The organism is Domibacillus sp. 8LH (assembly GCF_038806185.1).
Classification (GTDB): domain Bacteria; phylum Bacillota; class Bacilli; order Bacillales; family Domibacillaceae; genus Domibacillus; species Domibacillus indicus_A.
In genome coordinates this window covers 11,586-37,998 of record NZ_JAVJNG010000019.1, presented here as the reverse complement: position 1 = coordinate 37,998, position 26,413 = coordinate 11,586, and the positions used below count along the sequence as shown (strand labels likewise).

Sequence of the window (26,413 nt, the reverse complement as noted above, 5' to 3'; positions counted from 1 at the left end):
TTACACAAGTAAGAAATAACATGTTTTTTTAGCCAAAAGCTGATAAGAACAGCGGGTCAGCTGCCTTTAAAAAATGCCTTTATTTAAAAAAGGATTTTTTACTTTTCGTGTTTAAAAGGTCGCCCATCCAGCCTTTACTTTTCAAATAAAAATAAAGGAACACTGTACTAAAAATGATTAAGGTACCCGCAAATGCGTAACCAAATTTCCATTCCAGCTCGGGCATATGCTTAAAGTTCATTCCCCAAATTGCACCAAGGGCTGTAGTAGGAGCAAACAGAGTTGTCATAATGGTTAGTGTCTTTGTAATTTCGTTCCCCCGGTGAGTGGATATCAGGTTTTCAAGATTTAATACCGATTTAATCTCACCTTCATACGCATCTAAAAGTGTTTTAGCCCGGTCAATCCGGCATGTAGCCCGTTTAAATTGCTCTCCCTGTGCAGCCTGCGCTCCAAATGCTTCTTCAACAGCCATTTGTGTTTCCTGTATTGGAATGATTAAGTTTTTCCAGACAAGCAATTCATGTTCTACCGCAGCGGCTCTATCCAAGATTTTCGTGCGATTGTTCTCTTTTATTTCCCAAAGCAGAGTGTGCAGTTTTACTTCAAACTTATCGATTTTTTTTAAAAAGTCAGCAATTATTTCACTAAGCAGGACCAAAAAACCTTCCATTGGCGATTCACAATGGTGCATTTTTTCCTTCATGGTTTTGGCATTATGATGATCTAATCGGGATAAATTAAAATTTGCCGTGACCAGTTCTTTCCTTGTTAAATAAAAGTGAAAGGTCGCATTTTCTTCTCTTTTTTCAACGTCCTGCTGATAAATAAGAGAACCCCAAACATTTTCTTTGCCAGGCGTTCCAGTGTACATATTGATCGAATTATTGTCGTCTTTCTCTACCTTCTTGATCCATCTTTTATATTCGTGTGGTTCTTTTATTACTTTTTCGATCAGATGAGTATCTTGAAGATCAAGTTCATACCATTTCCATTGGGAAGAGTGGAAAGTATGCTCCACTTTTATCAATCCTTTCAATAAGCACTTTTCCATTAGGGATTTTCAGCAAGTTATAAAATTTTCTACTCAGTATCCCCGTTGGCTGCCAATAATATGAATCAGGATTTCAACTTTAAAGATCTTGCCCAGCTACGACGCTTTGGAACCCAATACTTTTCAGAAGTGGAGGACTGAGGCTCAGGCGAACGGGCGATAACAGAATTAATAAGGAAAAATATGGGAGGTTGTATATGTATTACATTGTTTTATATAGAGGCCATTTGTTTTCCTCTTTTAAGGATAAATGCCTGTACAATTGAGCAATTCTCCATGCGGTCTTTTTGCTTTTGCTTATTTAATCCTATAAAGATAGTGAAAACACGGACAATTCATATATGAATTCCACATTTGCACCTGAAATTTGATAAGAACCTTACAATTTTAAAAATTTAATCCAACCTTTGCGATCACTAATTAAAAATTTTTAAGCATTGGCATTCTTTAAAAAGGCCATTATAAAAAACACCCCAACTAGCGTCATAGATAAAAGCTAGCTGGGGTGTTGCTTCTTTTGTAGATAGTAATATTTTTTATTCTTCTGTATCAAAATAAACGACTTCGAGACCTGTAAATGGCACAGTTGATTTTCCTAAATAAACAGTTGTAAAGGCAAGAAGTGTATCAGAATTTTGATCATAAAACATCTTTTTAACATTTCCGTATGTGGTCATTTGTCCAATGGCGTCCATGGTCTGATAATCATATGCCTGGATATATTTTTGATTGTTGGACGTATACAATTCTCCATACTCTGTATCAAAAGCGATAGAGCTATATGGGCGGTCCAGTTTGGCAAAATACGTCATATCAGATGCAGCCCCGGCTGATGCCCGGAAAATATGACCTGTGCTGTTAAAAATATATTTACCGTCTGGTGATAGTGTTAAATCCTTACCAAGAGCATATTCTCCGTGATAAGGTGAATCTGTTTCGGGACCAAGGACACCTTCTGTAATCGAGTATGCACCAAAATCACGTGGAGAAAGTCCTGTCGAAATAGTGTAAAGCTTATTTTGAGATGGGTTCAATTCAATTAGTCCTTGCTCGTATATACCTTGAGAGCTGAGCAGCGCGCCTGTTTGGCTGTTGAAGCTTTCCACTCGAGTGTGCTGCCCGGAGCCTGACGAAATATAAACGACACCTTTGTCATCTGCTTCAATATCATATGGATCTAAATTAATTTGGATAGATTTCTCTATCTTCAGGGTAGCGGCATCCACAACTGCGAATGCGCCTTCTTGATCTTTGTCGAACCAGTAATGACTGTGAGCACGTTTTTGCTGTGTTACGTAAATTTTGTTGTTAGCGTAAGCAATCCGTTCAGCAGGCAGCGGCAGGTCTAAAGAAGAAATGACTTCATAAGTCTCGTAATTAATAGCAGCCACTTCATTTGTTGCGCCATCTAGTACATAAATAATAGGTTTAGCCGGGTCCATATCATAGTCAATCGCATTTACATCATATAATGCTTCTAAATACGTATCAGCTACTTCCGGGTTATCAGGCTGGAAGGAAGGTTCAATAATTCTTGTCATAAATGCGGCAAAGTGAGCACGGCTAATCGTTAATGTAGGCTTAAACGTGCCATCTTTATACCCGATGGTAATATTATTGGCTGCCAGAGAAGAAATATAAGGATAGCCCCAGTATTGAAGAGATACATCAGTAAAGCCTTTCGGATAAATGCCCGACAAGTTGTATGTTCTAACCAAGACCGTAGCCATTTCAGCTCTTGTTAGGTTTCCGTTTGGATCAAAAATATTGCCTGGTTTTCCGGAAATAATGCCAAGCTCAACCGCTTTTGCTACTTCATCATAGCCTTTTGAGCCAACTGGCATGTCTTTAAAATTTGGATTAGGAGATTGGCCAAGCGGTTCATCTAATTCGCGCATAATCATGCGGACTGCATCTACACGTTTAATCGGCAGGTCAGGGCGGAATGTTCCGTCAGGAAATCCCATGATAATTCCGGCATTAGTTAAATAATCTATTTCTTTACTGAATGTGCCGGCATCTTTAAACGTAGCAGCAGAGGCAGAAGGAGCGAGGGATACAAGCATCAACAGAGCAGCGATGCCTTTAAAAAATCTTTTCAATTATTGCAGTCAACCTTTCATAATGTAGTAGATATTCATCATACTACGAAATTTGGATTTTAACACCAAAAAATAAGGCAAGAAAGTATCTTTTTTTTGAGGAGTTAAAAACCTTGCGTAGAAAGCATGAAATAGACCTTCGTTAATATGATCTAATTTAAAAATGTAAAAATAGATTGTGATTTGGAGGTTTGTTTTGATGTATAGAAGGGGTTTGAAAATTTAAGGCTATCAAGTTCAATAGGCTTTTTTGCTCATTTTTGGTGTTTTTTTTGTTATCACTGATTTTTAAGGTCTAGATTACAAGAAGATGGGTAAAGAATAAAAAACAAAATAAACATGAACGTTCAATACTCCACGACCTATAGAAAAAGTGAGATCTGTACCGATGCCTGGTTTGTATAAAATAGTTTATTTAAAGTCGGTTGCTCGGCATATAAATGAGACGGACCTATTTAAAGGAGGAATTTTCATGCTTTTATATAAACAATCAAGAAACGATCAATCGGTAAAAGCCTCTAAATTTATTATACGCTTAAAGCAAAAAGGCCTTATTAAAGCATTTGTTTGCTTTACAGATGAAAAAGGCCAGTTAAAGAGTATGACCTATGAAAACGGTGAATACTATTTATTTAATTTAACAGATGGAAATATCAAGCCAATAACGTCTTTTATGTTTTTTCAAACATTGGATTTAATTAAAAAAGGTTTTTATACCGGCCGTTCTTATGGACAGGTGCGCCTGAAGCAAACGAAGCAAAGAAGATACGGCAACTGGTAAGAAGTCAGAGTAAATACGGACAATAAGACAACGTCAAGCGAATTAAATATAGATGCAATGCAAAAGAGCGTTTAAAAAGCCAAATCCTTTTAGGGTTTGGTTTTTTGCGTTTTTACCATTTAAAAGAATGGAGGAATGTCGAGTTAATAAGACTGGCTGAGGGTGGAGTAGTAAATGACTTATCTATTCTAGTAAATTTGTAATCAACTGTTAAAATAAAAAAGACAGAATGGGGGTGTGCGAATGAAGGTATATGTACTGGCAAAAGACGAACTTGAAGCACAAGGGATTGAGTGGATGATCAAATCCCATTTGCAGACGCTGGAATTAACTTTATTACATAGTGTGTCCGAACTTGATGCAGCATTTGAGCGGGAAAGGCCCTTGATGGTGATTGTGGATATGGACCAGTGGCAGCATGAGGACGTGGGTAAACTGCTAAAAAGGTACAATGCCCGCTGGCTTGGCCTATCTTCAGAACGTATTTTTCAAACAGCTTATAAAGCACTTAGGTTTCGAGCGGAAGATGTTTTGTTTCGTCCCTTTGCGCCTATGGAGGTGATCCGCCATCTTCAGCAGGCTCGTTTTGAAAAGCGCAATCAACCCGTTTCTCACTCAGCGAAACAATCGTTTATCCAGTATGCGGACTTATTTATTTCCAGTCAAAGGCTGAGCGGAGATCCGTACAGGATGGCGGCTTTTTTAACACCAGATGAGACCGTACTGTCAGACCTTTATGAAGAATTGCTGGCGTATCCTTTTGCAGAAGAAGTTTATGTATTCGTGCTGACAGACATGGTTTTAGCCGTTCAAGAAAGTGTGAATCGTGCTGATTTAGAGGATTATCAAGCTTTCCTTCGTTTTTGTAAGAAGCGGCTCAGTCAGCCAATTGCCATTGTGATACAAGAAGGTAAAAGCGGTGCCCCGTTTAAATCAACCTATCAAACACTGCGAAGACAGGCCGAGCGTGTATTTTTTGAAGGATATGACGTTATTTTGCAGGGGGGTGAAGAGGATGGGGTGCAGGAAATGGACCCTTTTTTAACGCCGCTCGAGCAGCGGGAATGGGTGGAAATGCTGGAAACCCGTAATATGAAAGAAATCCAACAGTGGCTGGAACAGCATTATTTAAAAATGGAGCCTCCGTATCCAGATCCAGAGATGGTCCGGATTGCGTTAACGAGCGTACTGGCCCAGGTGAGGCGTTATATGAAATCACACGGCATTGAAGGAAACGACTTAGAATATGAATATCATAATGTATTCAATCAAATAATCAGGCAGCCGGTGATGTATAAAATTGTTCAAGCACTTCAAATATTTATTCGCAAGCTGCTTGTATCAGGCGGTCAATTGGCTTCTCAAGATACTCCACAGTCGCTCGTTGATAAAACCCGCAGCTTAATTGAAGGGAACTACTGGAACAGTCAATGGAACCTGGCTGACTGCGCAGAAGCACTTCGTTTGAATAAAAGCACGTTAAGCCGCCGGTTTGCGGCAGAATCCGGACGTACATTCCGCGATACCTTACACCGCGTACGGCTTGATGAAGCGAAGCGGCTGCTGAAAGAAACGGATTTGTCATTTCGGGAAATTGCCCGTTTAACCGGATATACTCATCAGACCCAGTTTAATGCGAAATTTAAGCAATACGAACACCGGACTCCTCGAGACTATCGCTCCGGCTTCTAGCCTGCTAAAGTTTATAAGATAATTCATAACAAAAAGAAAAAAGGGTTAATTTGGTGAAATAAATAATAAAATAATCATTACTACATAACCAAAAAGGAATATTCTCCATGCTATCATCAATTTATAAAAGAAAGCAAGGGAGGAAATATCCATATGAAAACGGTATCAGGAAGAAAGGTCATTCAGTATAGAGGAACAGCGCTTCACACGAAAGGGTGGCAGCAGGAGGCCGTGCTGCGCATGCTGATGAACAATTTAGATCCGGATGTGGCTGAGCATCCAGATCAACTGGTGGTCTACGGCGGCATTGGAAAAGCAGCACGCAATTGGGAATCATTCGATGCAATTGTAAAGACGATCAAGAATCTTGAAAATGATGAAACCCTTCTCGTCCAGTCAGGAAAGCCGGTCGTTGTGTTTAAAACACATACGGATGCTCCACGAGTGCTTCTCGCCAATTCTAATATCGTACCGGCTTATGCCAATTGGGATACTTTCCACGAGCTTGATAAAAAAGGACTGATGATGTACGGCCAGATGACAGCAGGAAGCTGGATTTACATTGGGTCCCAAGGCATTGTCCAGGGGACATATGAAACATTTGCAGAACTGGCCAAGCAGCATTTTAACGGCTCATTAAAAGGGACCATTACCGTCACAGCCGGTCTTGGCGGTATGGGCGGCGCACAGCCGCTTGCTGTTACAATGAATGGTGGTGTCTGTATCGGCATTGACACAGATGAAACCCGAATTGACCGCCGCATCGAAACGAGATATACAGATGTGAAAACCCATTCGCTTGATGAGGCAATCCAGCAGGCAGAAGAAGCGAAAAAAGAAGGCAGGGCCCTTTCAATCGGCTTGATTGGCAATGCAGCGGAAGTGCTGCCAGCCATGATAAAGCGCGGCTTTATACCGGATGTATTAACGGATCAGACATCTGCTCATGATCCACTAAACGGGTATACACCGGCAGGGATGACCCTCCATGAAGCAGCAAAGCTTCGTCAGGCTGATCCTGGAGAATATGTGAAGCGTTCAAAGGCTTCAATGGCTGTACATGTTAAAGCGATGCTTGAAATGATGGAAAAAGGGGCCGTTACGTTTGATTATGGCAATAACATTCGCCAGGTCGCTAAAGACGAAGGGGTAGAAAACGCTTTTGATTTCCCGGGTTTCGTACCGGCTTATATCCGGCCACAGTTCTGTGAAGGAAAAGGGCCGTTTCGCTGGGTGGCCTTGTCTGGCGATCCAGAAGATATTTATAAAACAGACGAAGCCATTTTGCGGGAGTTTGCGGATAATGAGCACTTATGCAACTGGATCCGCATGGCGCAGAAGAAAATTCAATTCCAGGGGCTTCCATCGCGCATCTGCTGGCTCGGTTACGGAGAACGAGCCCGCTTTGGCAAAATTTTAAATGATATGGTGGCAAGCGGTGAATTAAAAGCACCGATTGTGATTGGCCGTGATCATCTTGACTCCGGTTCTGTTGCTTCACCAAACCGTGAAACAGAAGCGATGAAAGACGGATCTGATGCGGTATCTGACTGGCCGATTTTAAACGCCATGATTAATGCCGTAGGCGGCGCTACATGGGTATCCGTTCATCACGGCGGAGGCGTCGGGATGGGATATTCTCTTCACGCGGGTGTCGTCATTGTCGCAGATGGAACAGAAGAAGCAGCCAAGCGCATCGAGCGAGTGCTGACAACCGATCCTGGCATGGGTGTGGTCCGCCATGCGGACGCGGGATATGAACTAGCTCAAAAAACAGCCCGGGAAAAAGACATCCACATGCCGATGCTGGACAAAGGAGCATCTTCCTCATGACGAAATATGTATGGATTAAACACGCAGCACTCGCGACGCTTTATTCTAACCAAAAAGGGCCGCGTACGAAAGCAGCAATGTCTGATATTGGCTTTATTGAAGATGGCAGTGTCTGGATTGAAGATGGCATCATCCAAGCAGTTGGGACAACAGCTGAACTAAAGAAGATTTATGGACAGAAAGAAGCTGAGATTATTGACGCTGCTTACCGCCTTGTCACACCTGGCCTTGTTGATCCGCACACCCACGTTGTCTATGGCGGTACAAGAGAAAAAGAATTCGAGATGCGTCTTGAAGGCGCCTCCTATATGGACATTATGAATGCAGGTGGCGGTATTCATGCAACGGCAAGAATGACCAGAGAAGCAGAGGAAGAAGAGCTGATCAGCCAAACGTGGAGACGCCTGGATTCGTTTTTAGCGCACGGCGTAACCACTATTGAGAGTAAAAGCGGATACGGCATGAACTGGGAAACAGAGCGCAAGCAGCTGCAGGTAATGAAAGCTTTGCAGAAGCGGCATCCCATTGACATTGTTTCAACTTTTATGGGAGCCCATGCAGTCCCTCCAGAGTTTAAAGGAAGGGAAGATGAATTTGTTGACCTGATTATCGAGGAGATGCTGCCGGCAGTTGCAAAAGAAAAATTAGCCGAGTTTAATGATGTTTTCTGTGAAAAAGATGTTTTTACTCCCGAACAGTCCAGGCGCATTTTGGAAGCAGGGAAAACATACGGGCTTGTTCCAAAAATCCATGCGGATGAAATTGTATCTTATGGAGGTGCAGAGCTGGCAGCCGAAGTGGGTGCGATCTCAGCAGAGCATCTTTTAAAGGCGTCGGATGAAGGCATTGAGGCAATGGCGAAAGCTGGCACGATCGCCTGCCTGCTTCCGGCTACAGCTTTGTATTTGCGTGAAGAAGCGGCTCAAGGACGGAAAATGATTGACCGTGGTGTAGCGGTAGCTATTTCAACCGACTGTAATCCCGGGTCTTCGCCGACTACATCTATGCCGCTTGTCATGAACCTGGCCTGTATTTCTATGAGATTAACACCAGCTGAAGCGCTGACTGCAGCAACATACAATGCGGCTTGTGCCATTCGTCGTGAAGATACGATTGGTTCCATTGAAAGAGGCAAGCAGGCTGATTTTGTATTGTGGAATGTGAAGAGCTATCAAGAGCTGCAGTATTTGTTCGGCGTGAACCATGTCCGTTCGGTTTGGAAAAAAGGTGTTCAAGTGGCGGGCGGCTTATGAGCGGCTCATGGCTTCAAAAACCAGCCTGGTCATGGAAGGCAGCCGGTGGTGAAGAGCATTTTGTACATCAGTGGGTAAAACCGCTGGAGGACATACAACAGCCTGACCTTATTATATACGGTGCGCCAATTTCACGCTCATCAATCAGTGTATCGGGTGCTTCCATGTATCCGGAGGAATTTCGCCGCATGTGGAAGAGCTTTGCAGCGTATAACTTGGATGAAGATCTTGATTTATCTCCTTACCGTGTCGCAGATGCAGGGGATGTAATGATGCATACAACGGATATTGTCCTGTCACATGGCCGTATTCAAGCTTCAACAAAATATTTAGCTGAAGCTTTCCCGCACGTACCTACCTGCATGATTGGCGGTGACCACTCAACAACGGCCTGTGCCGTAAGAGGAATTAAAGAAGCTTATCCAGAAGACATAATAGGGGTTTTGCAATTTGACACGCATTTAGATGTTCGGGATCCCAAAGAGTTTGGCCCGGCGAATGGTACGCCGATCCGCCAGCTCATTGATGGGGAAACTGTGAAAGGCGAACATGTTGTTAACATTGGCCTGCATGGCTATTTTAATGCGAAGCCGCTCATTGACTATGCGAAAAAACAGGGTATACAAATGGTTTCATTAAGCAGCGCACGCAAAAGGGGTATGATCCAAACTGTTCAAGAGTCTCTTATGTATTTAGCAGAAAGAACAGACCGCCTTTATGTGACAGTTGATATGGATGTGCTCGACATTTCAAACGCACCGGGTGTTCCAGCGTCTACACCAGGCGGAATGAAACCCGAGGAGTTGTTTGACGTGCTGCTGGAAGTGGGCAGGCATCCCAAAGTATCTCATATTGACTTTGTGTGTCTGGACCCATCTAAAGATTCACCTGTGGAGCAGACGGTAAAAACCGGTGTTTATGCCTGGCTCCAATTTGTAAGCGGCCTTGTCAGCAAAAAAAAGAATAATGTCTTTTAAGAAGAACGGATAATCAAGCCCATTAAAAATGGTCGAATAAAACAGAGTTCTCAATTGGCTCGAGACTCGTGTAAGCTTTATCTCAAAAAGTAATATGTTTTACTCTATAAGAAGCCTTCAAAGCCTGACCCGCGCTAGAAAAGCACGGCATTTTGTCAGAGATGACGGAGATTGGAAAGTGAAGAAGAATGTCTTACAACGACGAAAAAGAATTTCCTTTAGGAAAGTTAACAACACTGCTGGCATTGCTTCATAAAAGTCCGGCAGGCCATGAAATCAAAAAAGAATTAACAAACAGAGGATATCGGTTTACAGTTGGGCGCGTTGGGGCGATGGATCTCAATAAAGTGATTGCCTCCATTGAAACAAATGCTAAATCCAACGGTATCATTGATGGAGAATCTTACCGTGAAGTACATGCCCTTTACCATAGTATTTTAGAAGCCGTTCAAGGAGTTGGACGGGGTACGGTTCAGTTCGGAGAAATACTTCGAACTGTCGGACTGACCTATAGCGTCGTCAGAGGAGAAATTAACAGTCCCGGTTATTCAGGTGAATGGATCAGTATCTGTATTTATGGGACGATCGGTGCGCCTAAAAAAGGCTTTGAACATGATGCCCTGGGGTTTGGGTTTAACCATATTTAACCTTGACAATTTTAGGAATCATGCATAAAATGAAAGTATAGGATGAAGTGAGAATCCTAACTTAGTGATTTACCTAGCAGTAAGACCTTTTTAAAGAAGCGAATAGAATAAAATTGCCCAGAGTGGTTTTTAGTTTAGAGGGGGCTGCACAAAAGAACGCGTGTTCTTTTTGTGCAGCCCTCTTTTTTGTTTTTATATAATCGATGTTTGAAAAACAGATGAGGGGAGCGGTCCACATGGCCATTCAATTAGACGGGAGCACATTAACATTTGAGGAAATTAAACAGGTGGTGTATCATGCCGAACCAGTAGAATTGAGCGAAGCAGCGTGGAAAAAAGTCGAGGAAAGCCGCACAGCTGTCGAGCGGCTGATGGCAGAAGGAAAAATTATGTATGGAGTCAATACGGGATTTGGCAAATTTAGCGATACACCGATTTCTGAAGAAAACGTGGAAAACCTGCAGCTCAATTTAATTAGAAGCCATGCGTGCGCTACAGGCAAGCCGTTTTCTGATACGGTTGCCCGCACGATGGTGCTGCTTCGTGCGAATGCCCTGGCAAAAGGATACTCGGGCATCCGCAAAGAAACGCTTCAGCTTCTTATTGACTGTTTAAACCATGGCATTCACCCCGTCGTGCCAAGCCAGGGTTCGCTCGGTGCAAGCGGTGACCTGGCTCCGCTCGCTCATTTAGCTCTCGTCTTAATTGGTGAAGGAGAAGTCATGTATAAAGGAAACACACTGCCTGCAGAAAAAGCGCTTCAACGAGCGGGCCTGCATTCAGTCCGTTTACAGGCAAAAGAAGGGCTGGCGCTGATTAATGGAACTCAGGCGATGACATCCGTTGGAGTGATTGCTTACATGGAAGCGCAAGAGCTCGCTGATTTAGCGGATGGTGTGGCGGCACTCACACTGGAAGGGCTTCAGGGTATTGTGGATGCATTCAAGCCGGAATCCCACCTGGTACGTCCATACCCGGAACAGCAGCAGGTGGCCAGCCGTATTCTCTCTTACATGCAAGGGAGCCAGCTGACCACTACCCAAGGGGAAATACGCGTACAGGATGCTTATTCTCTCCGCTGCATTCCACAGGTGCATGGCGCCATTCAGCAGGTACTTCATTATGTAAAAGAAAAGTTATTGATTGAAATCAACTCGGCTACCGATAATCCGCTTATTTTTGCGGACAGTGGAAATGTCATCTCCGGAGGAAACTTTCATGGCCAGCCGATTGCGTTTGCAATGGACTTTCTTGGCATTGCGGTGGCCGAAATCGCGAGTATTTCCGAACGACGGATTGAGCGCCTTGTCAATCCGCAGCTCAATGACCTGCCCGCTTTTTTAAGTCCGGATCCGGGTCTTCAATCCGGATTAATGATCACGCAGTATGTGGCAGCTTCGCTCGTTTCTGAAAATAAAACACTCGCACACCCGTCCAGTGTCGATTCAATACCATCCTCTGCGAACCAGGAAGATCATGTCAGCATGGGGACAACAGCTGCACGCCACGCATACGATATCGTGCAAAACTCGCGCCGAGTGCTTGGGATTGAAGCGATATGTGCCGCCCAAGCCGCTGACATTCGCGGGAAAGAGCGCTTATCTCCTTTTTCAAAGCGGCTGCATGCTAATATCCGCTCTGTTGTGCCTGTTATTACAGAAGATCGGGTATTTTCGAAAGATATTGAAAATATAGCGCAGGCAATGAAAAAAGAGCAATGGCTGAAGCAGGTGCTGGAATCTGAAAAAATCAGCAAAAACTAATAAACGAGCCGCTTGATTTATTGATCAGGCGGCTCTCAATCAAATAACATTGAAAGCGCATACAAAAAGGATGGGAGACGATATGATGGAGAAAATCATCACATTCTTAAACGGAATATTATGGAGTGACCCTGTGATTTACCTGCTTCTTGGAATAGGGGTTTTTTTCACGATCAGCACCCGTTTTTTGCAAATTCGTCATTTTAAAGAAATGCTTTATTTAATTTTCCAAGGGAAAAGTTCAACTGCGGGTATTTCCTCTTTTGAAGCTTTGTCTATGGCACTTTCAGGACGGGTAGGGACTGGAAACATTGCAGGGGTTGCCACTGCTATCGCATTTGGCGGCCCAGGAGCTGTTTTTTGGATGTGGCTTATTGCTTTTATTGGTTCAGCCAGTGCTTATATTGAATCGACACTTGCCCAAATTTATAAAATAAAGCAAGATGGCCAGTACCGGGGTGGCCCGGCCTACTATATTGAAAAAGGGCTTGGCTGGAAAAGATTCGCTGCACTTTATGCAGTAGCGGCTGTTTTCGCGATGACACTGCTTATGCCCGGGGTTCAATCCAATTCTATTGCCCAAAGTGTAGAGATGGCTTTTCATATTTCTCCTGTACCAACAGGATTAATAATCGTTGCTTTGTTGGCTGCCGTTATTTTTGGCGGTACACAACGTATTGCAAAAACAGCCGTTGTCGTTGTTCCATTTATGGCGCTCGGTTATATTTTATTAGCTGTTTTTATTATTTGTATGAATATATCCGAACTTCCATCTGTTCTGGCACTGATTTTCCGAAGTGCGTTTGCGGTCGATTCTGCTTTTGGGGGGATAATCGGGATGGCCATTTCCTGGGGTGTAAAACGGGGAATGTATTCCAATGAAGCAGGACAGGGAACAGGAGCTCATGCAGCTGCGGCCGCTGAAGTTACTCATCCGGCAAAACAGGGATTAGTTCAAGCGTTTTCTGTTTACATTGATACACTTTTTGTTTGCTCTGCTACAGCTTTTATGATTTTAATTACAGGGATGTACAATACTGAACGGCCGGATGGGAGCTTTATCATTCAGAAACTCAGTGAGGTTGAAGCCGGTCCTGGATTTACCCAGGCTGCTATTGAAAGTACATTTCCTGGCTTCGGTGCTGCTTTTGTGGCTGCTGCGCTATTCTTCTTTGCTTTTACAACTTTAATGGCCTACTACTATATCGCAGAAACAAATACCATTTACTTACTAAAAAATCGGAGAAGGAGTAATATGCTTGTTGCATTAAAAGTAGTTTTTTTAGCTGCTGTTTTTTATGGAGCGGTGAATGAGGCCGCTCTTGCTTGGGCACTTGGAGATGCTGGGCTTGGAATTACTATATGGATTAATATGATCGCCATTGTTTTTTTAGCAAAACCGGCTCTTGCCGCTTTAAAAGACTATGAACAACAAAAAAGGAAAGGCCTTGATCCTGTTTTCAATCCGAGTGATCTTCAAATTAAAAATGCAGATTATTGGGAAAGCAAAAATCTTATTACAGAAGATGAGGACTTCCGTAGTAAGAAGGTAGATTGAGAAAAACGAAGCTGGAAACACAGAGTTCTGCTTTCCACGCAAATATAGACGATACGGTGAGTCATGATAAGAGTATATTTCAAGCATTGCTGCTGAAATATACTCTTTTATTTGTTTTTAACAATCATTTAGTAGATTTTTTGCTTATACAACAACTAAAGCCGGCTGCAGAGCAGAAGCGTTAGATGGGTTACTTTGGAGAATAAGTATTCTTATATTGCATCGGTGTTAGAGACATGTACTTTTCGAAATCCTTGTAAAAATGGGCTTTGTCGTAAAAATCACACCTTTCAACAAGGCTGTTGATGTTTATATTTTGAGAAAGCAGCTCTTGAACAGAATACTGCAGCCGGACAATTTGGCTGAAGCTTTTTGGGGAAAAGCCGATGGACTGTTCGAATTTTTTTCGAACATACCGGTCTGTATATCCGGTGGCTTCTGCAAGCTTCCGAATATTGATCATCCCTTTAGCGGCATAAATCATATTCAAGCAGTAGGAGACCAAGGTATGGGTTTCTGTTTTTTCATTTTGTCTGCTCAATAAAAAAGAAGAAAAAAAGGCAACCCGTTCCTGAAATGTTGAGAGAGAAGCAATTTTTTCAAGCAGGCTGCCTTCAACTTTTGCGATTTCAAACAATGGAAGTTGTTCATATTGAAGAAGTTCTTTTACGGAACAATGAAACTGCAGGCTTGTTTGATCTGGAATTAACCGAACCCCGAAGTAAGAAACATTGGTACGGAAGTGATAAGAGCAGCGGTGGCGGGGGCTGACGGCTACAACTGCAAACGGATGCGAGGGATCGCAGCAAAAAAGCAAATCCAGGCAGCCATCCGGAATAACAGGAAGCAAGCTGGGCAATTGTTCGTTGATTTTAAATTCGTATAAAAGCGAAATATCTGAAGACAGGGCATTGTCAGGCTTGCATTCAATGTAAGAAGAACTATGAGATATCATTTCAGGCTGAGTAGGATGAAAAGCCGTGCTTTGTAACAGCATGCTGGTACGCCTCCTCTTTTTTCGGTTTTGTACCACGATTATAGGAAGAAGGATTACAGAGAGAAGCAAATATGTTAGAAAAACTGACAGAAAATTTAGATAAATGCGTACATAGTTCCGTTTTTTACAATGAATTGTTCTGAAAATGTATCTATAGTGAAATCAAGCTAAATACAAGGAGGAATCATTCATGCAAGTACATGATCAAGTAGTAAATGCCGTCAATCACCCGCTGGAGCCTCTTACAGCAGAAGAAATTAAAAGTGCCGTCGCCATTTTGCGCACACAAAAAAATCTGAGTGAAAAAGCCCGGTTTGTGACCGTTGTCTTAAAGGAGCCAGATAAAGAGACTGTGTTAAACTACCAGACTGGCGATCCGATTACTTGTGAAGCTTTTATGATTATTTTAGATAACCAGTCTGAAAAAACATATGAAGCCGTCGTCTCCGTAACAGAAAATAAAGTGGTCAGCTGGGAGTACATTCCGGGCGTGCAGCCGGGTGTCATGCTGGATGAATTTGAAGAGTGCGAGCGGGTAGTGAAAAACAGTCCTGAGTTTCAAGAAGCGCTTTTAAAGCGGGGCATTACAAATCCGGATTTAGTAATGGTAGATCCGTGGTCAGCCGGGAATTTCGGAATAAAAGAAGATGAAGGGAAACGCCTAGCACGGGCTATCTGCTGGGTACGGAAGTTTCCGAACGATAATGGGTATGCATATCCGCTGACAGGTATTGTGGTGTATGTCGACTTAAACAAAATGGAGGTGCACCGGTTTGAAGACCATGGGGTTCGCCCGCTGCCACCGACCGATGCCAACTATACACCTGAAACCTCTGACAGCATTACATTTAGAACGGACTTAAAACCGCTTGAAATCATCCAGCCGGAAGGGCCAAGCTTTCAGGTGGACGGTCATTTTATTAAGTGGCAAAAGTGGAATATTCGGTTTGGCTTTACGCCGAGAGAAGGGCTTGTTCTGTATACAGTCGGCTATGAAGACAAAGGAAAAGTCCGTCCTATATTATACCGGGCATCACTTTCTGAAATGGTTGTGCCGTATGCCGATGCGAGCTTTGCACATAATTCGCAGAATGCGTTTGACGCCGGTGAATATGGAATGGGCCAGCTGGCCAACTCGCTGGAGCTTGGCTGTGACTGCCTTGGCGAAATTCATTACTTTGACGCCTTAATGACAGACAGCAGAGGAAACGTGCGGAAAATTCCGAACGCCATCTGTCTTCACGAAGAAGATTACGGGGTTGCTTGGAAACATACGGACTGGAGAACCGAGCAGGTAGAAGTGCGCCGGTCCCGCCGGTTAGTTCTTTCCTTTTTCTGTACAGTCGGAAACTATGATTATGGATTTTATTGGAGCTTTTATCAGGATGGAACGATGGAAATGGAAGTAAAGCTGACAGGCATGCTCAATACAGGTACGTTCGATGAAAGCGGCATGTCCAAATATGGAACAGAGATTGCTCCGCACTTAAACGCTGCTTATCATCAGCACTTCTTTAACTTCCGCTTAGATACGATGCTCGATGGGATCAATAACTCGGTTGTTGAAATCAATACGCTGCCTGAGAAAAAAGGAGAAGACAATCCATACAGTAACGCATTTTATATTGATACAAAAACATTTAAAACGGAACAGGAAGCACAGCGGATTATGGATCTGGTTTCGCAACGGACGTGGAAAATTATCAATCCAAATTCCCTGAACGCAGTCGGCAAGCCGGTCGGCTACAAAATTATGCCTGGTGAAAACTGCCTGCCGTTTGCGAATGAAGAAGCAAGCGTGATGAAGCGTGCCGGCTTTTTGAGTAAGCATTTGTTTGTAACGAAGTACAACGAAAAGGAAATGCATGCAACCGGCAGCTATCCGAATCAGCATAAAGGGGGAGACGGACTGCCAAAGTATATTTCTGCAAACCGCAATATTGAAAACGAAGATATTGTCGTCTGGTATACGATGGGCCATCACCATATTACACGACCAGAAGACTGGCCGGTCATGCCGACTGCTTATATTAATTTTCAATTAAAGCCGGTGGGCTTCTTTGACCGAAATCCGGCACTTGACCTTCCGCGTCCTGCCTCGAAAGCTTCATCCTGCAACAGCGGCGGATCTTCCTGCCACAATTGACCACGGAAAGGGAGCAGACACTATGCTCCCTTTTTAAAATCACAATAAAGGAGGGAATTCTATGCTGCTTGCAATGAACATGATGCTGATTGCAGGATACAGTATTTATTTTTCTTTTGCTTCTCGTGGAAAAGGGAAGGGAGCAGCTGCCAAATGCTTTCCGATGCTGTTAGGCACGACAAGCAGTTTAACACTAGGATTGGTTACCGCTCTTTTAATGCCTGATAAACTTGCTCTCTCGACCATTGTGTCCATTGTTTTAAGTGCAGGTACTGCTTATTTGATCGGAAAGAATTACGGGCTCAACGGATTGATCGAGGCACAGGCTTCTAGCTTGATGGGTGCGATGATGGGTGCTATGCTCGGCGTTATGCTTTCATCGAATGAAGAGACGATGATGGTGCTGGCAATGGATATGATTTATCTTGCTAGTTTGTACGGGGCAAGAGTTTGGCAGGCAAAAGAAAATCAGGCGCTTCTCAATCCAAAATTAACCCCTTTGTTGATCACCATGTGTGTAAGCTTCTGCCTAGTAGCTGCGGCTGGCTTTTTGCAATCCGCCAGCACAGAAGCGCCGGCAGAAGAGTCATCACATGACCATATGCATTAAAAGGAGAATCCCCCTCCAACTCTTTTTGATTTATGAAACCAAAAGTTAAAGGAGAGATCAACATGGGATTAGAAGCAAAAAACGTCACAGAAGAAGCGGCTTCGGCTGTATCTAAATTTGGATACGAACAAGAATTAAAAGGCTCCATGACTGTTGTTCAATTAACGGCCTTTGGGCTGAACTATATGCTTCCGCTGGCACCTGCGGTTATTTTTGGCGTTTTGCTCGCCACTTCAGGCGGTACGGTGGCCCTTCCTTTTTTATTTGCGGGGATCGCCATGCTGCTGACGGCCTTTAGCTACTCCACTATGGTCAGGAACTATCCGTTATCCGGATCGGTTTACAGCTATGTTGGCCGGGGATGGAATGCCCACTTAGGCTTTTTAGCCGGCTGGGTTGTGACATTGGATTACGTGTTAATCCCGACCATTACTTCTGTCAGTGCCGCTTATATGGTACAGGAATATTTTCCGGCTGTCCCTTTTTGGGTACTGCTAGGCGTGTTTTCCGTAGGGATTGGGCTTTTGAACTTATTTGGCGTTGAACTTATGAATAAGCTGGGCATCTGGTTTTTGCTGCTGGGAGAATTTGTAGTCTGGACGTGTATCTTAGTTTGGGGGAAGGCGGTTCATATGGATGGAGCCGGCACAGGAACCCTGCTCAGCATGCAGCCTTTTCACTTTGACAGTGTAAGTGGCTTGGTCGCAGCTACTTCACTGGCCGTTTTAAGCTTTTTGGGATTTGATGCGATTACAACGCTGGCGGAAGAAACAAAGGAACCAAAGCGGGATATCCCCAAAGCAATCTTTATGTGTGTTGGCATCGGCCTTGTCACCATGGTAGTCTGCAGCTATGTGGCGATGCTGGTTATTCCGGAATGGAGAACACATTTAAATGATGCAAATTGGATGAATACAGTACTGCTTCAAGTTTCCGAGAAGGCAGGCGGGGATCTTTTCGGCCTCTTCTTCACAGCAGGATTTTTAAGCTCATTAGCTGTTTTCAACCTGGTTGCAACCGTTGCAGGCGCCCGTTTGTTATATGGAATGGGTCGGGATAACCTGCTGCCGAAAAGCATTTTTGCAGCTGTAAATAAAAAGTTTAGTACGCCACATTTTAACATCATTTTTATTGTAGCTATTGAATTTATATTAGGAAATACAATGGATATCAACCTTATTTCCAACTTGGTCAACTACGGAGCTTTTTTTGGCTTCGCTGCACTAAACTTGTCTGTCATTTGGCTGTACTATGTTAAAAAAAAGGGAGAATCACCGCTTAAACTTGGCAGCCAGCCAAACTGGCTTCCAACCGGCCTGCAGCATATCCAATACTTTGTGCTTCCGCTGTTGGGCTTTTTAGTCATTGCCTATATCTGGTTCGGCATGGACAGGCTTGCTTTACTACTGGGAACTGTATGGCTGGCAATCGGAATCGCTTTTTTATTCTCCAGAACAAACGGATTTAAAAAGCTGCCGCCTTCTTTGCATGAAGCTGAGTAGCGCATACTAAATATTTTCTTGAAAAACAGAAGGACCGTAAAAGGTTCTTCTGTTTTGTGCTTATAACTTTTAAAATGTTTGTAATCAGCTGTTGGTTTCTTTCAATTTGAATTTAGACTATTAAAATCAGCTGTATTCTGTTTCACTACTATTCCAGCCTTTTATTCAATAGTATTCATTTGGAACTCGGATCTAAAAGGTATTTATATTAAGTCTCAGGAATAATCGTTACCGCAATCGTGCGGGCTGGCGCATCAGCATCCTCATTTTTTCGATCATAATATTTGCGCATTAACTGGTTTAATTCCTTCTGAAAATCCTCAAAATGCTGCTCGTCGATTTTTAATTCCATAAGCGAGAAAGTGGAGAGGTCTTCCGCTTGTTGCTTTTTCTCTAGCATAGACAAATAGTTTTGATACTGGGTCATGAGCGACAGCTGATAATATGAAAGATAGCTGAGCTTTTTTTCTTTCGTTAAATGTTTCCACTCATCCGCATGGAGCTGGGCAGCTTCTTCGTCCAATACATAATATTTTTCAGACACGGACCGGACCTTTTTTTCTTTTGTCACACGTATGATACCTGCTTGATGCAGGGTGCTAATATGACGGTAAAGTGTCGCTTGAGGCACATCCTGAATGATTTTAACCATTTCTAAAGGTGTCAGGCCGTTTTCTTTGTTTCGCATAAGAGCCTGCGATATTTTCATTCTGACTGGGTGCATTAATATTTCCGCTTTATTCATATATAAGTCTCCTTTGAGAACAAAAATGTTCTATTTTTTAGCATTAAAAACTGTCATTTGAAAAAAGTTGAGAACATTATCAGTAACGATAATAAAGAAATCATATTAAACTTTAGCCAAAAAAACAAATGCATTCTCCATATTTTAATGTTATCATTATCGATAATGATAATAAAGTGAAAGGAATGAGACAATTGCAGCTTCATTACGGATTGGAAGAATTGAAAGAAATCGACTGGACGGTTGTGCTGCCTATTCTTATGCCGTTTATAGCCATTGCTCTGGTTTTGATTGTGGTGGCGTTAATTGATTTATACCGGCACCGCAAAACACAAGAGCATGTGCTTTTTTGGATGATCATCATTCTGGTTTGTAACACGATCGGTCCTATTTTATATTTCACAATTGGACGAAAAGGAGGCGCTGCCCGATGAAAATAAGCGTTGAACATGTGACTAAAACGTTTAAACATAAAACAGCTGTCAAGGATGTTTCTTTACATATTGAGGAAGGAGAATGTGTAGGGCTGCTTGGCCCGAATGGAGCAGGAAAGTCAACGCTGCTCAATATTATTACAGATGTGCTGCCAGCAGATAAAGGTGAGGTGCACCTAGACGGAAAAAGGCTGTCTTCTATGAAGCGCCAGATTGGCTACCTTCCACAGGAGCCACCTCTTTATTCCTGGATGACGGCTAAAGAAACACTCGTTTTTATGGGGCGCCTATCAGACATGCCAAAGAAAAACCTTCTGAAAGAAATTGAAACGGTGCTGACGCGGGTAGGCCTCAAGCAGGAAGAGAATATAAAAGTCGGCACCTTTTCCGGGGGCATGAAACAAAGGCTGGGTATTGCGCAAGCTCTCCTTCATAAGCCGTCTTTTCTTATATTGGATGAACCGGTTTCAGCGCTGGATCCAATCGGAAGAAGAGAGGTGTTGGATTTAATTCGTGATATAAAAAAAGACACCACTGTACTGGTATCAACACATATCTTAAGTGATGCAGAAGAAATTTGTGAGCGGCTCGTCATTATGAAAAACGGCATAAAACTGGAAGATACTACACTGGCTGAGCTGACATGCAGAAATGAGGATTCAGCGGTGTATGTTGACATTACGCCAAGAGACTTGGGCTGGGCGGGGCTCGTCCGGTGCCTGCCCTATGTTCAGAAGGTAGACCTTATTGGTAATACTGTTAAAGTAACGCTTGACGATGTGCAGGCATATAAAAACCATTTGATTGGGCATGCATTGAAGAATAATGTAGACATTTTACGTTTTGGAACAAGAAGGTCAGATACCCTGGAGGAAATCTTTTTAAGAATGGTGGCAGGCGCATGAATGCTTTTTACGTGATCTGGCATAAAGAGTGGATTCAATTAATAAGAGAAGCGAAAATCATTTGGATGCCGCTCGCCTTCATGGGTTTAGGAGCTGCTCAGCCTGTTCTGCTGTTTTTTCTGCCTTCTATTTTGGAAGCAGGTGGAGGAGGGCAGGGGATTACTATTGATCCGGCGATGCCCAATCAAAGCGGAGATGAAGTGCTCGCTGGTACACTTGCCTCACAATTTGATCAGGTGGGCTTAATCATTATTGTCGTTTCGACTATGGGAATTATTCAGGCAGACAAAGTGAGCGGCATGCTCAAATTCATTTTAACAAAACCGGTTACTGTGGGAGCTTATATAGGAGGGAAAATAGCGGCCGGCTGCTCCGCAGCTGCCCTAAGCGTGGCAGCTGGATTTGCCGCCTCGCTATTGTATACAGATTATTTGTTTACAGATGTCCCTTTTCGAGTGGTACTGCCGGCTTTGCTTTTGTATTTAATCTGGGTATTTTTTATTGTTTCCTTTACGGCAATGGTCAGTACCTTGTTTAATGGGCAAGCGGTTATTGCGCTTATCAGTATAGCCTGTCTTCTTGCTTTTCGAATACTGGCCGGGCTGCATCCTATGTTGGGTTGGCTGAATCCAGCCAGTGCCAGCCTGCAGGCGATAGAATTGCTTTCCTCCCATTTGAATAAAGCAGAAATGTTTAAAGGTGTAGCAGCAACAGTCGTATGGATTATTATAACGGTTGCCTTTTCTTATAAATGGATCGCAAAAAAACGTTTTTAATACGACTGCGAAAATGATCAAAGGAGTGAGCGAGATTTCTGAGCAGGCTGCCGGAAACATACAAAATGTAGCTGCCTCGGCTGAAGAGCAAAATGCAGCGATGGAAGAAGTGTCGGCTTCTGCAGAAGCATTAAGCCGGATGGCTCAAGAGTTAAGAGAAACAATCAGTAAATTTAAAGTATGAGATGCCAAAAGCACACAAAAACGAGCATGCTAGAACAGCGAAGCATGCTCGTTTTTGATTTGATCAATAGCGATTTGATTTTTGTGATTATCTTCGGTGTTTAACCGGCATTAATCGTTATCGCGCTGTTTAGCGCGAGCTTCTCCGCCCTTTTCGCCAATTTCTTGATAAAATTCTTTATCATGATTCTTGACAGTGGCTTCTCCACCTTTTTTTCCAATTTCCTGATAGAATTCCTTGTCATGGTTCTTTGCTGTAGCTTCTCCGCCTTTGCGGCCTGCTTCTTCACGACTCATTTTGTCGTTATTGTTGTTAGCCATTAAAAGTTCCTCCTCAGTTCTCTTAGAATTTCTGGTGGTTCTGGTGGTACAGTGTTAATGATACCCGCCTATTCTTCTCTTAAACACCTTTTTAAGATTTAAGCGAAAGCACTACATAAAAGCTCTATGTCCAAGCTTCTTTGAGCAGGTGGACACCCAAGCGGATTTGTTCTGGCGAAAGGCCGCTGAACCCTAGTTGAATGAAAGGAACGGAGGGAAGATCTTTTGAAAAATAAGGGGCGGTAGGATAAATTTTTACCCCAGCCTGTTTGGCTTTTTCGATTAATTCTGATTCGCCGAATGAAGAAGCGTATTGGACTAAAACATACAGGACCCACTGAGTGCCTGTTATTTTAATATTTTGATCGAATGTACCTTGCAGAGCAGTGACAAGCACCTGCATTTTCCGTTTATATGTTTTTCACATTTTACCAATATGAAAATCCCAGTTTCCGCGAGCCATAAAATGGGCCCTTGTACGCTGGTGAATATTTGAGGCTGTTTGTTCTACGGCTGCAAACCGCTGCTTGGGCCGTTTAAGCAAAGAAGGCGGCAGAATCATATAGCTCAGCCGGATCGACGGTAAAAAGGCTTTAGAAAATGTGCTGATATAAATCACGCGCGCTTCCTGCATAAAGCACTTCAATCTGACATGGAAAAATAATAAAAACTGTATCTCTTTAACATGTCGCTTTTTTCCCATACTATAAAACAGAAAGTTTTTTTATCAATCAAGTGGGAGGAAGACAAATGAAAATAATAAGAGCTGGGCTGAAGGATCTGCCTGTACTCTCTCCATTATTTGATGCTTATCGCGTGTTTTACGGGCAGCCAAGTGATGAAAAAGGAGCAGCTGCTTTTTTAAAGGAGAGATTGGAGAGGGAAGAGTCGATTGTTTTTATTGGATACGAAAAAGAAAAGGCAGCTGGATTTGTTCAGCTGTATCCAACGTTTACATCAGTCGGCATGCAGCGGGCATACATCTTGAATGATTTATTCGTTCATCCTGATTGCCGGAAAGAAGGAATCGGTAAAGCACTGATGCACACCGCTTTTCAATTTTGCGAGGACGAAGGAGCCAAATTTGTCACCCTTCAGACAGCTAGAGATAACATAACTGCGCAGACGCTGTATGAAAAAGTCGGCATGCAAAGAGACACCAAATTTTACTCTTATGTAAAATCGTTAACTTAAAAGAAATTGCTGGGAAAAAGCAGGGCTGAAGCCGCTCTATTGTCAGGCTTTTTCGCCTGCGCTATGATGAAATAACAGATATCTATTTTAGAAGGTTAGGAGAATGGAGATGTATGCTTACAAAGACCAGCCGGATGGCGTGTTTCCTTCGGTCTGCTCACTTGACTGTCCGGACCAGTGCGGCCTGCTGGTCCACAAAAAGAATGGCAGAATCGTAAAGGTAGAAGGTGACCCAAACCATCCTGTTACAAAAGGCAGTATCTGCAATAAAGTTCGCAACATAAAAGAACGGCTTTATGACGAAAAACGGCTGGCATACCCAATGAAGCGTGTCGGAGAAAAAGGAGAAGGCCGGTTTGAACGGATTACGTGGGAAGAAGCGCTTGAGACGATTACGTCCCGCTGGAAAGAGCTTATCGAAACGGATGGGCCGGAGAGCATCCTGCCATACAGCTATTATGGCAACATGGGTGTACTCAATTCCGAAAGTATGGACCGGCGCTTTTTCTACAGGCTCGGTGCATCACAGCTGGACCGGAAAATCTGCCAGTCAGCCGGTGAAGCGGGTTACCGGTACACAATGGGAGACAGCAAAGGAACAAATCCCGAGGATACTGTTCATGCCAAGCTGATCATTTTCTGGGGTGTCAATGCTGTCAGCACCAATATGCACCAGGTTGTGCTCGCGCAAAAAGCACGGAAAAACGGTGCCAAAATTGTGGTCATTGATGTACATCAAAACCAGACTGGAAAGATGGCGGACTGGTTTATCCCAATTAAGCCGGGTACCGATGCAGCGCTCGCGCTTGGTATGATGCATATTTTGTTTGCGGAGCATTTAGTAGATGAAGACTTTTTAAGAGAATACACAGTGGGCTTTGAAGAACTGCGGGAGCATGTGGTTCAGTATGATCCGGAAACGGTTGCGCAGATTACAGGCGTTTCAGTCGATGATCTCTATACGCTTGCCCGTTTATACGGGACAACCTCACCTTCTTTTATCCGCATTGGAAATGGCCTGCAGCACCATGACAACGGCGGCATGTGCATCCGCACGATTTCCTGCCTGCCTGCTTTAACCGGACAGTGGCTGAAGCGGGGCGGCGGAGCCATTAAAGGAAACGCGGGGTACCTGGCTTTTAATTCCGATGCACTGCAGCGTCCGGATTTTCTCCAAAACAAACACACACGCCGTATTAACATGAACCAGATCGGCCGAGCTTTGACGGAGCTTAAACAGCCGGTTAAATCCATGTTTGTGTACAGCACAAATCCAGCGGTGGTGGCTCCAGAAGGAAACAAGGTGAGAAAAGGGCTGGAGCGTGAAGATTTGTTTCTTGTCGTCCATGATTTGTTTTTAACTGAAACAGCCAAGTACGCGGATATTGTCCTGCCGGCTTCATCTTCGTATGAAAACACTGACTTTTTTACATCGTACTGGCATCATTTTGTTCAAATTCAGCAGCCGGTTATTGGGCCATACGGGGAGTCTAAATCGAATGTTGATGTGTTCCGCCTGCTGGCTCAAAAAATGGGATATGAAGAGCCGGAGTTCCGGGAAACAGACGAAGAAATAATTGACCGTGCGCTTGATTATCCGGAGAATCCATCTATTAAACACATCAATTATACATCCCTGACGGAAAAGCAGTTTATAAGAGCAGATGTGAAACCAATTCTTCCAGGGAAACTGCTGACACCAAGCGGGAAAATCGAATTGTATTCTGAAAAAATGAAGCAGGATGGCTTTCCACCATTGCCTACTTATGTGTCGATTAAGCAAGATGAGAAGCTTCCCTATGTATTCATTCCGGCGCCGAATCATAACTTTTTAAATTCGACGTTTTCCAATAATGAAAAACATGTTCAGCTTGAAAAAGAAGCTCGGTTATATATGAATGTGGAAGATGCACAAGCGGCCGGGATTGAAGACGGAGACCAGGTACGTGTTTGGAATTCGCGCGGAGAATGCTGCCTGACTGTATCGGTCGGCAGCCAGGTGCTGCCGGGTGTGGTCGTATCCCTAGGGCTGTGGGCAGATGCACCGGGAACCAACCAGCTCGTCAACTCTCTTACACCAGACCGCTTGTCGGATATGGGTGGGGGAGCAGTCTTTTTTTCCGGTCGTGTGAATGTAGCAAAAGATTAAAGTATTAAAGCGAATTTGAGCTTTAAAAATAATTCGTGTCAAATGCTGTTTATGGTACAAAGACAGTTGATAGTTACACGAGAAAGCAGGCTTTACAACAAAGAAGGATGTTCTGAAACATGTAGTTTAGGAAGGGGAAGATAACCTGCCTAGTACTTAACAGATAAAACACGTAAAAACCCTTGATTATCAAGGGTTTTTTATTTATACAGCTTAACCCTAACTTATTTTGCCGGCTAACCGGCAAAACACAATGGTGTTTAAAGTACTATCGAATGGTAGAACTTGTTTCGATTTATTCTCAAAAAGTGTATAAGATCTAATTATTCCCTCCCCTTCCTTTGTCTTTCTGCAGAATAAAACAAAAATAATCGTAACCACAAGTCCCAGTGGTGACTGATCATAAAGAATATTCGAATTATATAAGCCATTGGCTAAATACAAAATAATATATATGTTTAAAAATAGACTATTGTGCAACCAAAATTTCCATTTGTTACATAGAGTAGTATGAGGATAATTTTAATCAGGTAGCTATTTCTCATTTCTACCTCAAATTACCTCAACCAAATTTAATGTGAAAGGAGGGAGATGTAACATGCCTAAACACATGCCTAAACACAAAAAAGAGGATCACAAAGGAAAAGACTGGAAAGAAAAAGACGAGAAAGACAAAGACTGGAAAGAAAAAGACGGGAAAGACAAAGACGGGAAAGACAAAGACAAGAAAGACAAAGACGGGAAAGACAAAGACAAGAAAGACAAAGACGGGAAAGACAAAGACAAGAAAG

Annotated in this window: 24 protein-coding genes and 1 pseudogene; 18 read left to right on the top strand and 7 right to left on the bottom strand. The window is 43.2% G+C overall.

The annotated features are described in order from the left end of the window. Window positions 1-79: 79 nt before the first annotated feature. Both RG959_RS17820 and RG959_RS17815 read right to left on the bottom strand, forming a co-directional pair. Complete coding sequence (locus RG959_RS17820; RefSeq protein ID WP_342798270.1) at window positions 80-1,021, bottom strand: magnesium transporter CorA family protein; 942 nt, start codon at window positions 1,019-1,021, stop codon at window positions 80-82. Between the two features lie 569 nt (window positions 1,022-1,590). Continuing rightward, complete coding sequence (locus tag RG959_RS17815) at window positions 1,591-3,156, bottom strand: S-layer homology domain-containing protein (protein WP_342798269.1); 1,566 nt, start codon at window positions 3,154-3,156, stop codon at window positions 1,591-1,593. 472 nt (window positions 3,157-3,628) lie between these two features. Between RG959_RS17815 and RG959_RS17810 the strand changes: the two genes are divergently transcribed. From RG959_RS17810 to RG959_RS17775, 8 genes are all read left to right on the top strand, one after another. Beyond that, window positions 3,629-3,937, top strand: a complete 309-nt coding sequence (locus RG959_RS17810; RefSeq protein ID WP_342798268.1) for a hypothetical protein — start codon at window positions 3,629-3,631, stop codon at window positions 3,935-3,937. A 243-nt stretch (window positions 3,938-4,180) separates the two neighbouring features. Then, the gene (locus RG959_RS17805) at window positions 4,181-5,629 is read left to right on the top strand and encodes a helix-turn-helix transcriptional regulator (RefSeq protein ID WP_342798267.1); all 1,449 of its coding nucleotides are present in this window, start codon (window positions 4,181-4,183) and stop codon (window positions 5,627-5,629) included. Window positions 5,630-5,782: 153 nt separating this feature from the next. Continuing rightward, window positions 5,783-7,462 (top strand): urocanate hydratase, encoded by a 1,680-nt coding sequence (hutU, locus tag RG959_RS17800; RefSeq protein ID WP_342798266.1) that lies wholly within the window; start codon window positions 5,783-5,785, stop codon window positions 7,460-7,462. After that, window positions 7,459-8,715: an imidazolonepropionase gene (gene hutI / locus RG959_RS17795; RefSeq protein WP_342798265.1), complete on the top strand. Its 1,257-nt coding sequence runs from the start codon at window positions 7,459-7,461 to the stop codon at window positions 8,713-8,715. Before hutU ends, hutI begins: the two co-directional genes overlap by 4 nt. Then, window positions 8,712-9,692, top strand: coding sequence for an agmatinase family protein (locus tag RG959_RS17790; RefSeq protein ID WP_342798264.1), 981 nt, complete (start codon window positions 8,712-8,714; stop codon window positions 9,690-9,692). The genes hutI and RG959_RS17790 overlap by 4 nt, the downstream gene beginning before the upstream one ends. 188 nt (window positions 9,693-9,880) lie before the next feature. Then, window positions 9,881-10,339 (top strand): histidine utilization transcription antiterminator HutP, encoded by a 459-nt coding sequence (hutP, locus tag RG959_RS17785; RefSeq protein ID WP_342798263.1) that lies wholly within the window; start codon window positions 9,881-9,883, stop codon window positions 10,337-10,339. A gap of 236 nt (window positions 10,340-10,575) precedes the next feature. After that, a complete protein-coding gene (hutH, locus tag RG959_RS17780) occupies window positions 10,576-12,102 on the top strand; it encodes a histidine ammonia-lyase (protein WP_342798262.1) in 1,527 nt (508 codons plus the stop codon). 85 nt (window positions 12,103-12,187) lie between these two features. Next, window positions 12,188-13,660, top strand: coding sequence for an alanine/glycine:cation symporter family protein (locus tag RG959_RS17775; protein ID WP_342798261.1), 1,473 nt, complete (start codon window positions 12,188-12,190; stop codon window positions 13,658-13,660). 190 nt (window positions 13,661-13,850) lie between these two features. On the opposite strand, the gene RG959_RS17770 is transcribed toward RG959_RS17775, so the two are convergent. Next, entirely contained in the window at window positions 13,851-14,657 is an 807-nt protein-coding gene (locus RG959_RS17770; protein WP_342798260.1) for a helix-turn-helix transcriptional regulator, read from the bottom strand. A gap of 190 nt (window positions 14,658-14,847) precedes the next feature. Here RG959_RS17770 and RG959_RS17765 point away from each other — a divergent pair, with 190 nt between their 5' ends. From RG959_RS17765 to RG959_RS17755, 3 genes are all read left to right on the top strand, one after another. After that, a complete protein-coding gene (locus RG959_RS17765; protein WP_342798259.1) occupies window positions 14,848-16,803 on the top strand; it encodes a primary-amine oxidase in 1,956 nt (651 codons plus the stop codon). Between the two features lie 61 nt (window positions 16,804-16,864). Further along, window positions 16,865-17,413, top strand: coding sequence for a hypothetical protein (locus RG959_RS17760; protein ID WP_342798258.1), 549 nt, complete (start codon window positions 16,865-16,867; stop codon window positions 17,411-17,413). Window positions 17,414-17,475: 62 nt separating this feature from the next. Next, entirely contained in the window at window positions 17,476-18,915 is a 1,440-nt protein-coding gene (locus RG959_RS17755; RefSeq protein ID WP_342798257.1) for an APC family permease, read from the top strand. A gap of 208 nt (window positions 18,916-19,123) precedes the next feature. On the opposite strand, the gene RG959_RS17750 is transcribed toward RG959_RS17755, so the two are convergent. After that, on the bottom strand, window positions 19,124-19,660 hold the full coding sequence (locus RG959_RS17750) for a helix-turn-helix domain-containing protein (protein WP_342798256.1): 537 nt from the start codon (window positions 19,658-19,660) through the stop codon (window positions 19,124-19,126). Window positions 19,661-19,854: 194 nt separating this feature from the next. Here RG959_RS17750 and RG959_RS17745 point away from each other — a divergent pair, with 194 nt between their 5' ends. The 4 genes from RG959_RS17745 to RG959_RS17730 are packed head-to-tail and all read left to right on the top strand — an operon-like array spanning window position 19,855 to window position 21,959. Then, window positions 19,855-20,094, top strand: coding sequence for a PLD nuclease N-terminal domain-containing protein (locus RG959_RS17745; protein ID WP_342798308.1), 240 nt, complete (start codon window positions 19,855-19,857; stop codon window positions 20,092-20,094). After that, complete coding sequence (locus RG959_RS17740) at window positions 20,091-20,999, top strand: ABC transporter ATP-binding protein (RefSeq protein WP_342798255.1); 909 nt, start codon at window positions 20,091-20,093, stop codon at window positions 20,997-20,999. The genes RG959_RS17745 and RG959_RS17740 overlap by 4 nt, the downstream gene beginning before the upstream one ends. Next, window positions 20,996-21,775 carry an ABC transporter permease gene (locus tag RG959_RS17735; protein WP_342798254.1) on the top strand — a complete coding sequence of 260 codons (780 nt, stop codon included), beginning with the start codon at window positions 20,996-20,998 and terminating at the stop codon, window positions 21,773-21,775. Before RG959_RS17740 ends, RG959_RS17735 begins: the two co-directional genes overlap by 4 nt. A gap of 13 nt (window positions 21,776-21,788) precedes the next feature. Then, window positions 21,789-21,959, top strand: a complete 171-nt coding sequence (locus RG959_RS17730) for a hypothetical protein (protein ID WP_342798253.1) — start codon at window positions 21,789-21,791, stop codon at window positions 21,957-21,959. Window positions 21,960-22,072: 113 nt separating this feature from the next. On the opposite strand, the pseudogene RG959_RS17725 reads toward RG959_RS17730, so the two are convergent. From RG959_RS17725 to RG959_RS17715, 3 genes and pseudogenes are all read right to left on the bottom strand, one after another. Then, window positions 22,073-22,279 (bottom strand): annotated as a pseudogene (locus RG959_RS17725) (KGG domain-containing protein); the annotation flags it as partial. Window positions 22,280-22,403: 124 nt separating this feature from the next. Next, a complete protein-coding gene (locus RG959_RS17720) occupies window positions 22,404-22,682 on the bottom strand; it encodes a response regulator (RefSeq protein WP_342798251.1) in 279 nt (92 codons plus the stop codon). 18 nt (window positions 22,683-22,700) lie between these two features. Then, window positions 22,701-22,898, bottom strand: a complete 198-nt coding sequence (locus RG959_RS17715) for a hypothetical protein (protein WP_342798250.1) — start codon at window positions 22,896-22,898, stop codon at window positions 22,701-22,703. 131 nt (window positions 22,899-23,029) lie between these two features. Between RG959_RS17715 and RG959_RS17710 the strand changes: the two genes are divergently transcribed. The 3 genes from RG959_RS17710 to RG959_RS17700 all read left to right on the top strand — a co-directional run. Next, a complete protein-coding gene (locus RG959_RS17710; RefSeq protein ID WP_342798249.1) occupies window positions 23,030-23,473 on the top strand; it encodes a GNAT family N-acetyltransferase in 444 nt (147 codons plus the stop codon). A gap of 109 nt (window positions 23,474-23,582) precedes the next feature. Next, on the top strand, window positions 23,583-25,622 hold the full coding sequence (locus tag RG959_RS17705; protein ID WP_342798307.1) for a molybdopterin oxidoreductase family protein: 2,040 nt from the start codon (window positions 23,583-23,585) through the stop codon (window positions 25,620-25,622). Between the two features lie 598 nt (window positions 25,623-26,220). Then, window positions 26,221-26,413 (top strand): hypothetical protein (locus RG959_RS17700; RefSeq protein WP_342798248.1); only part of this gene is annotated, 193 nt, incomplete at its 3' end.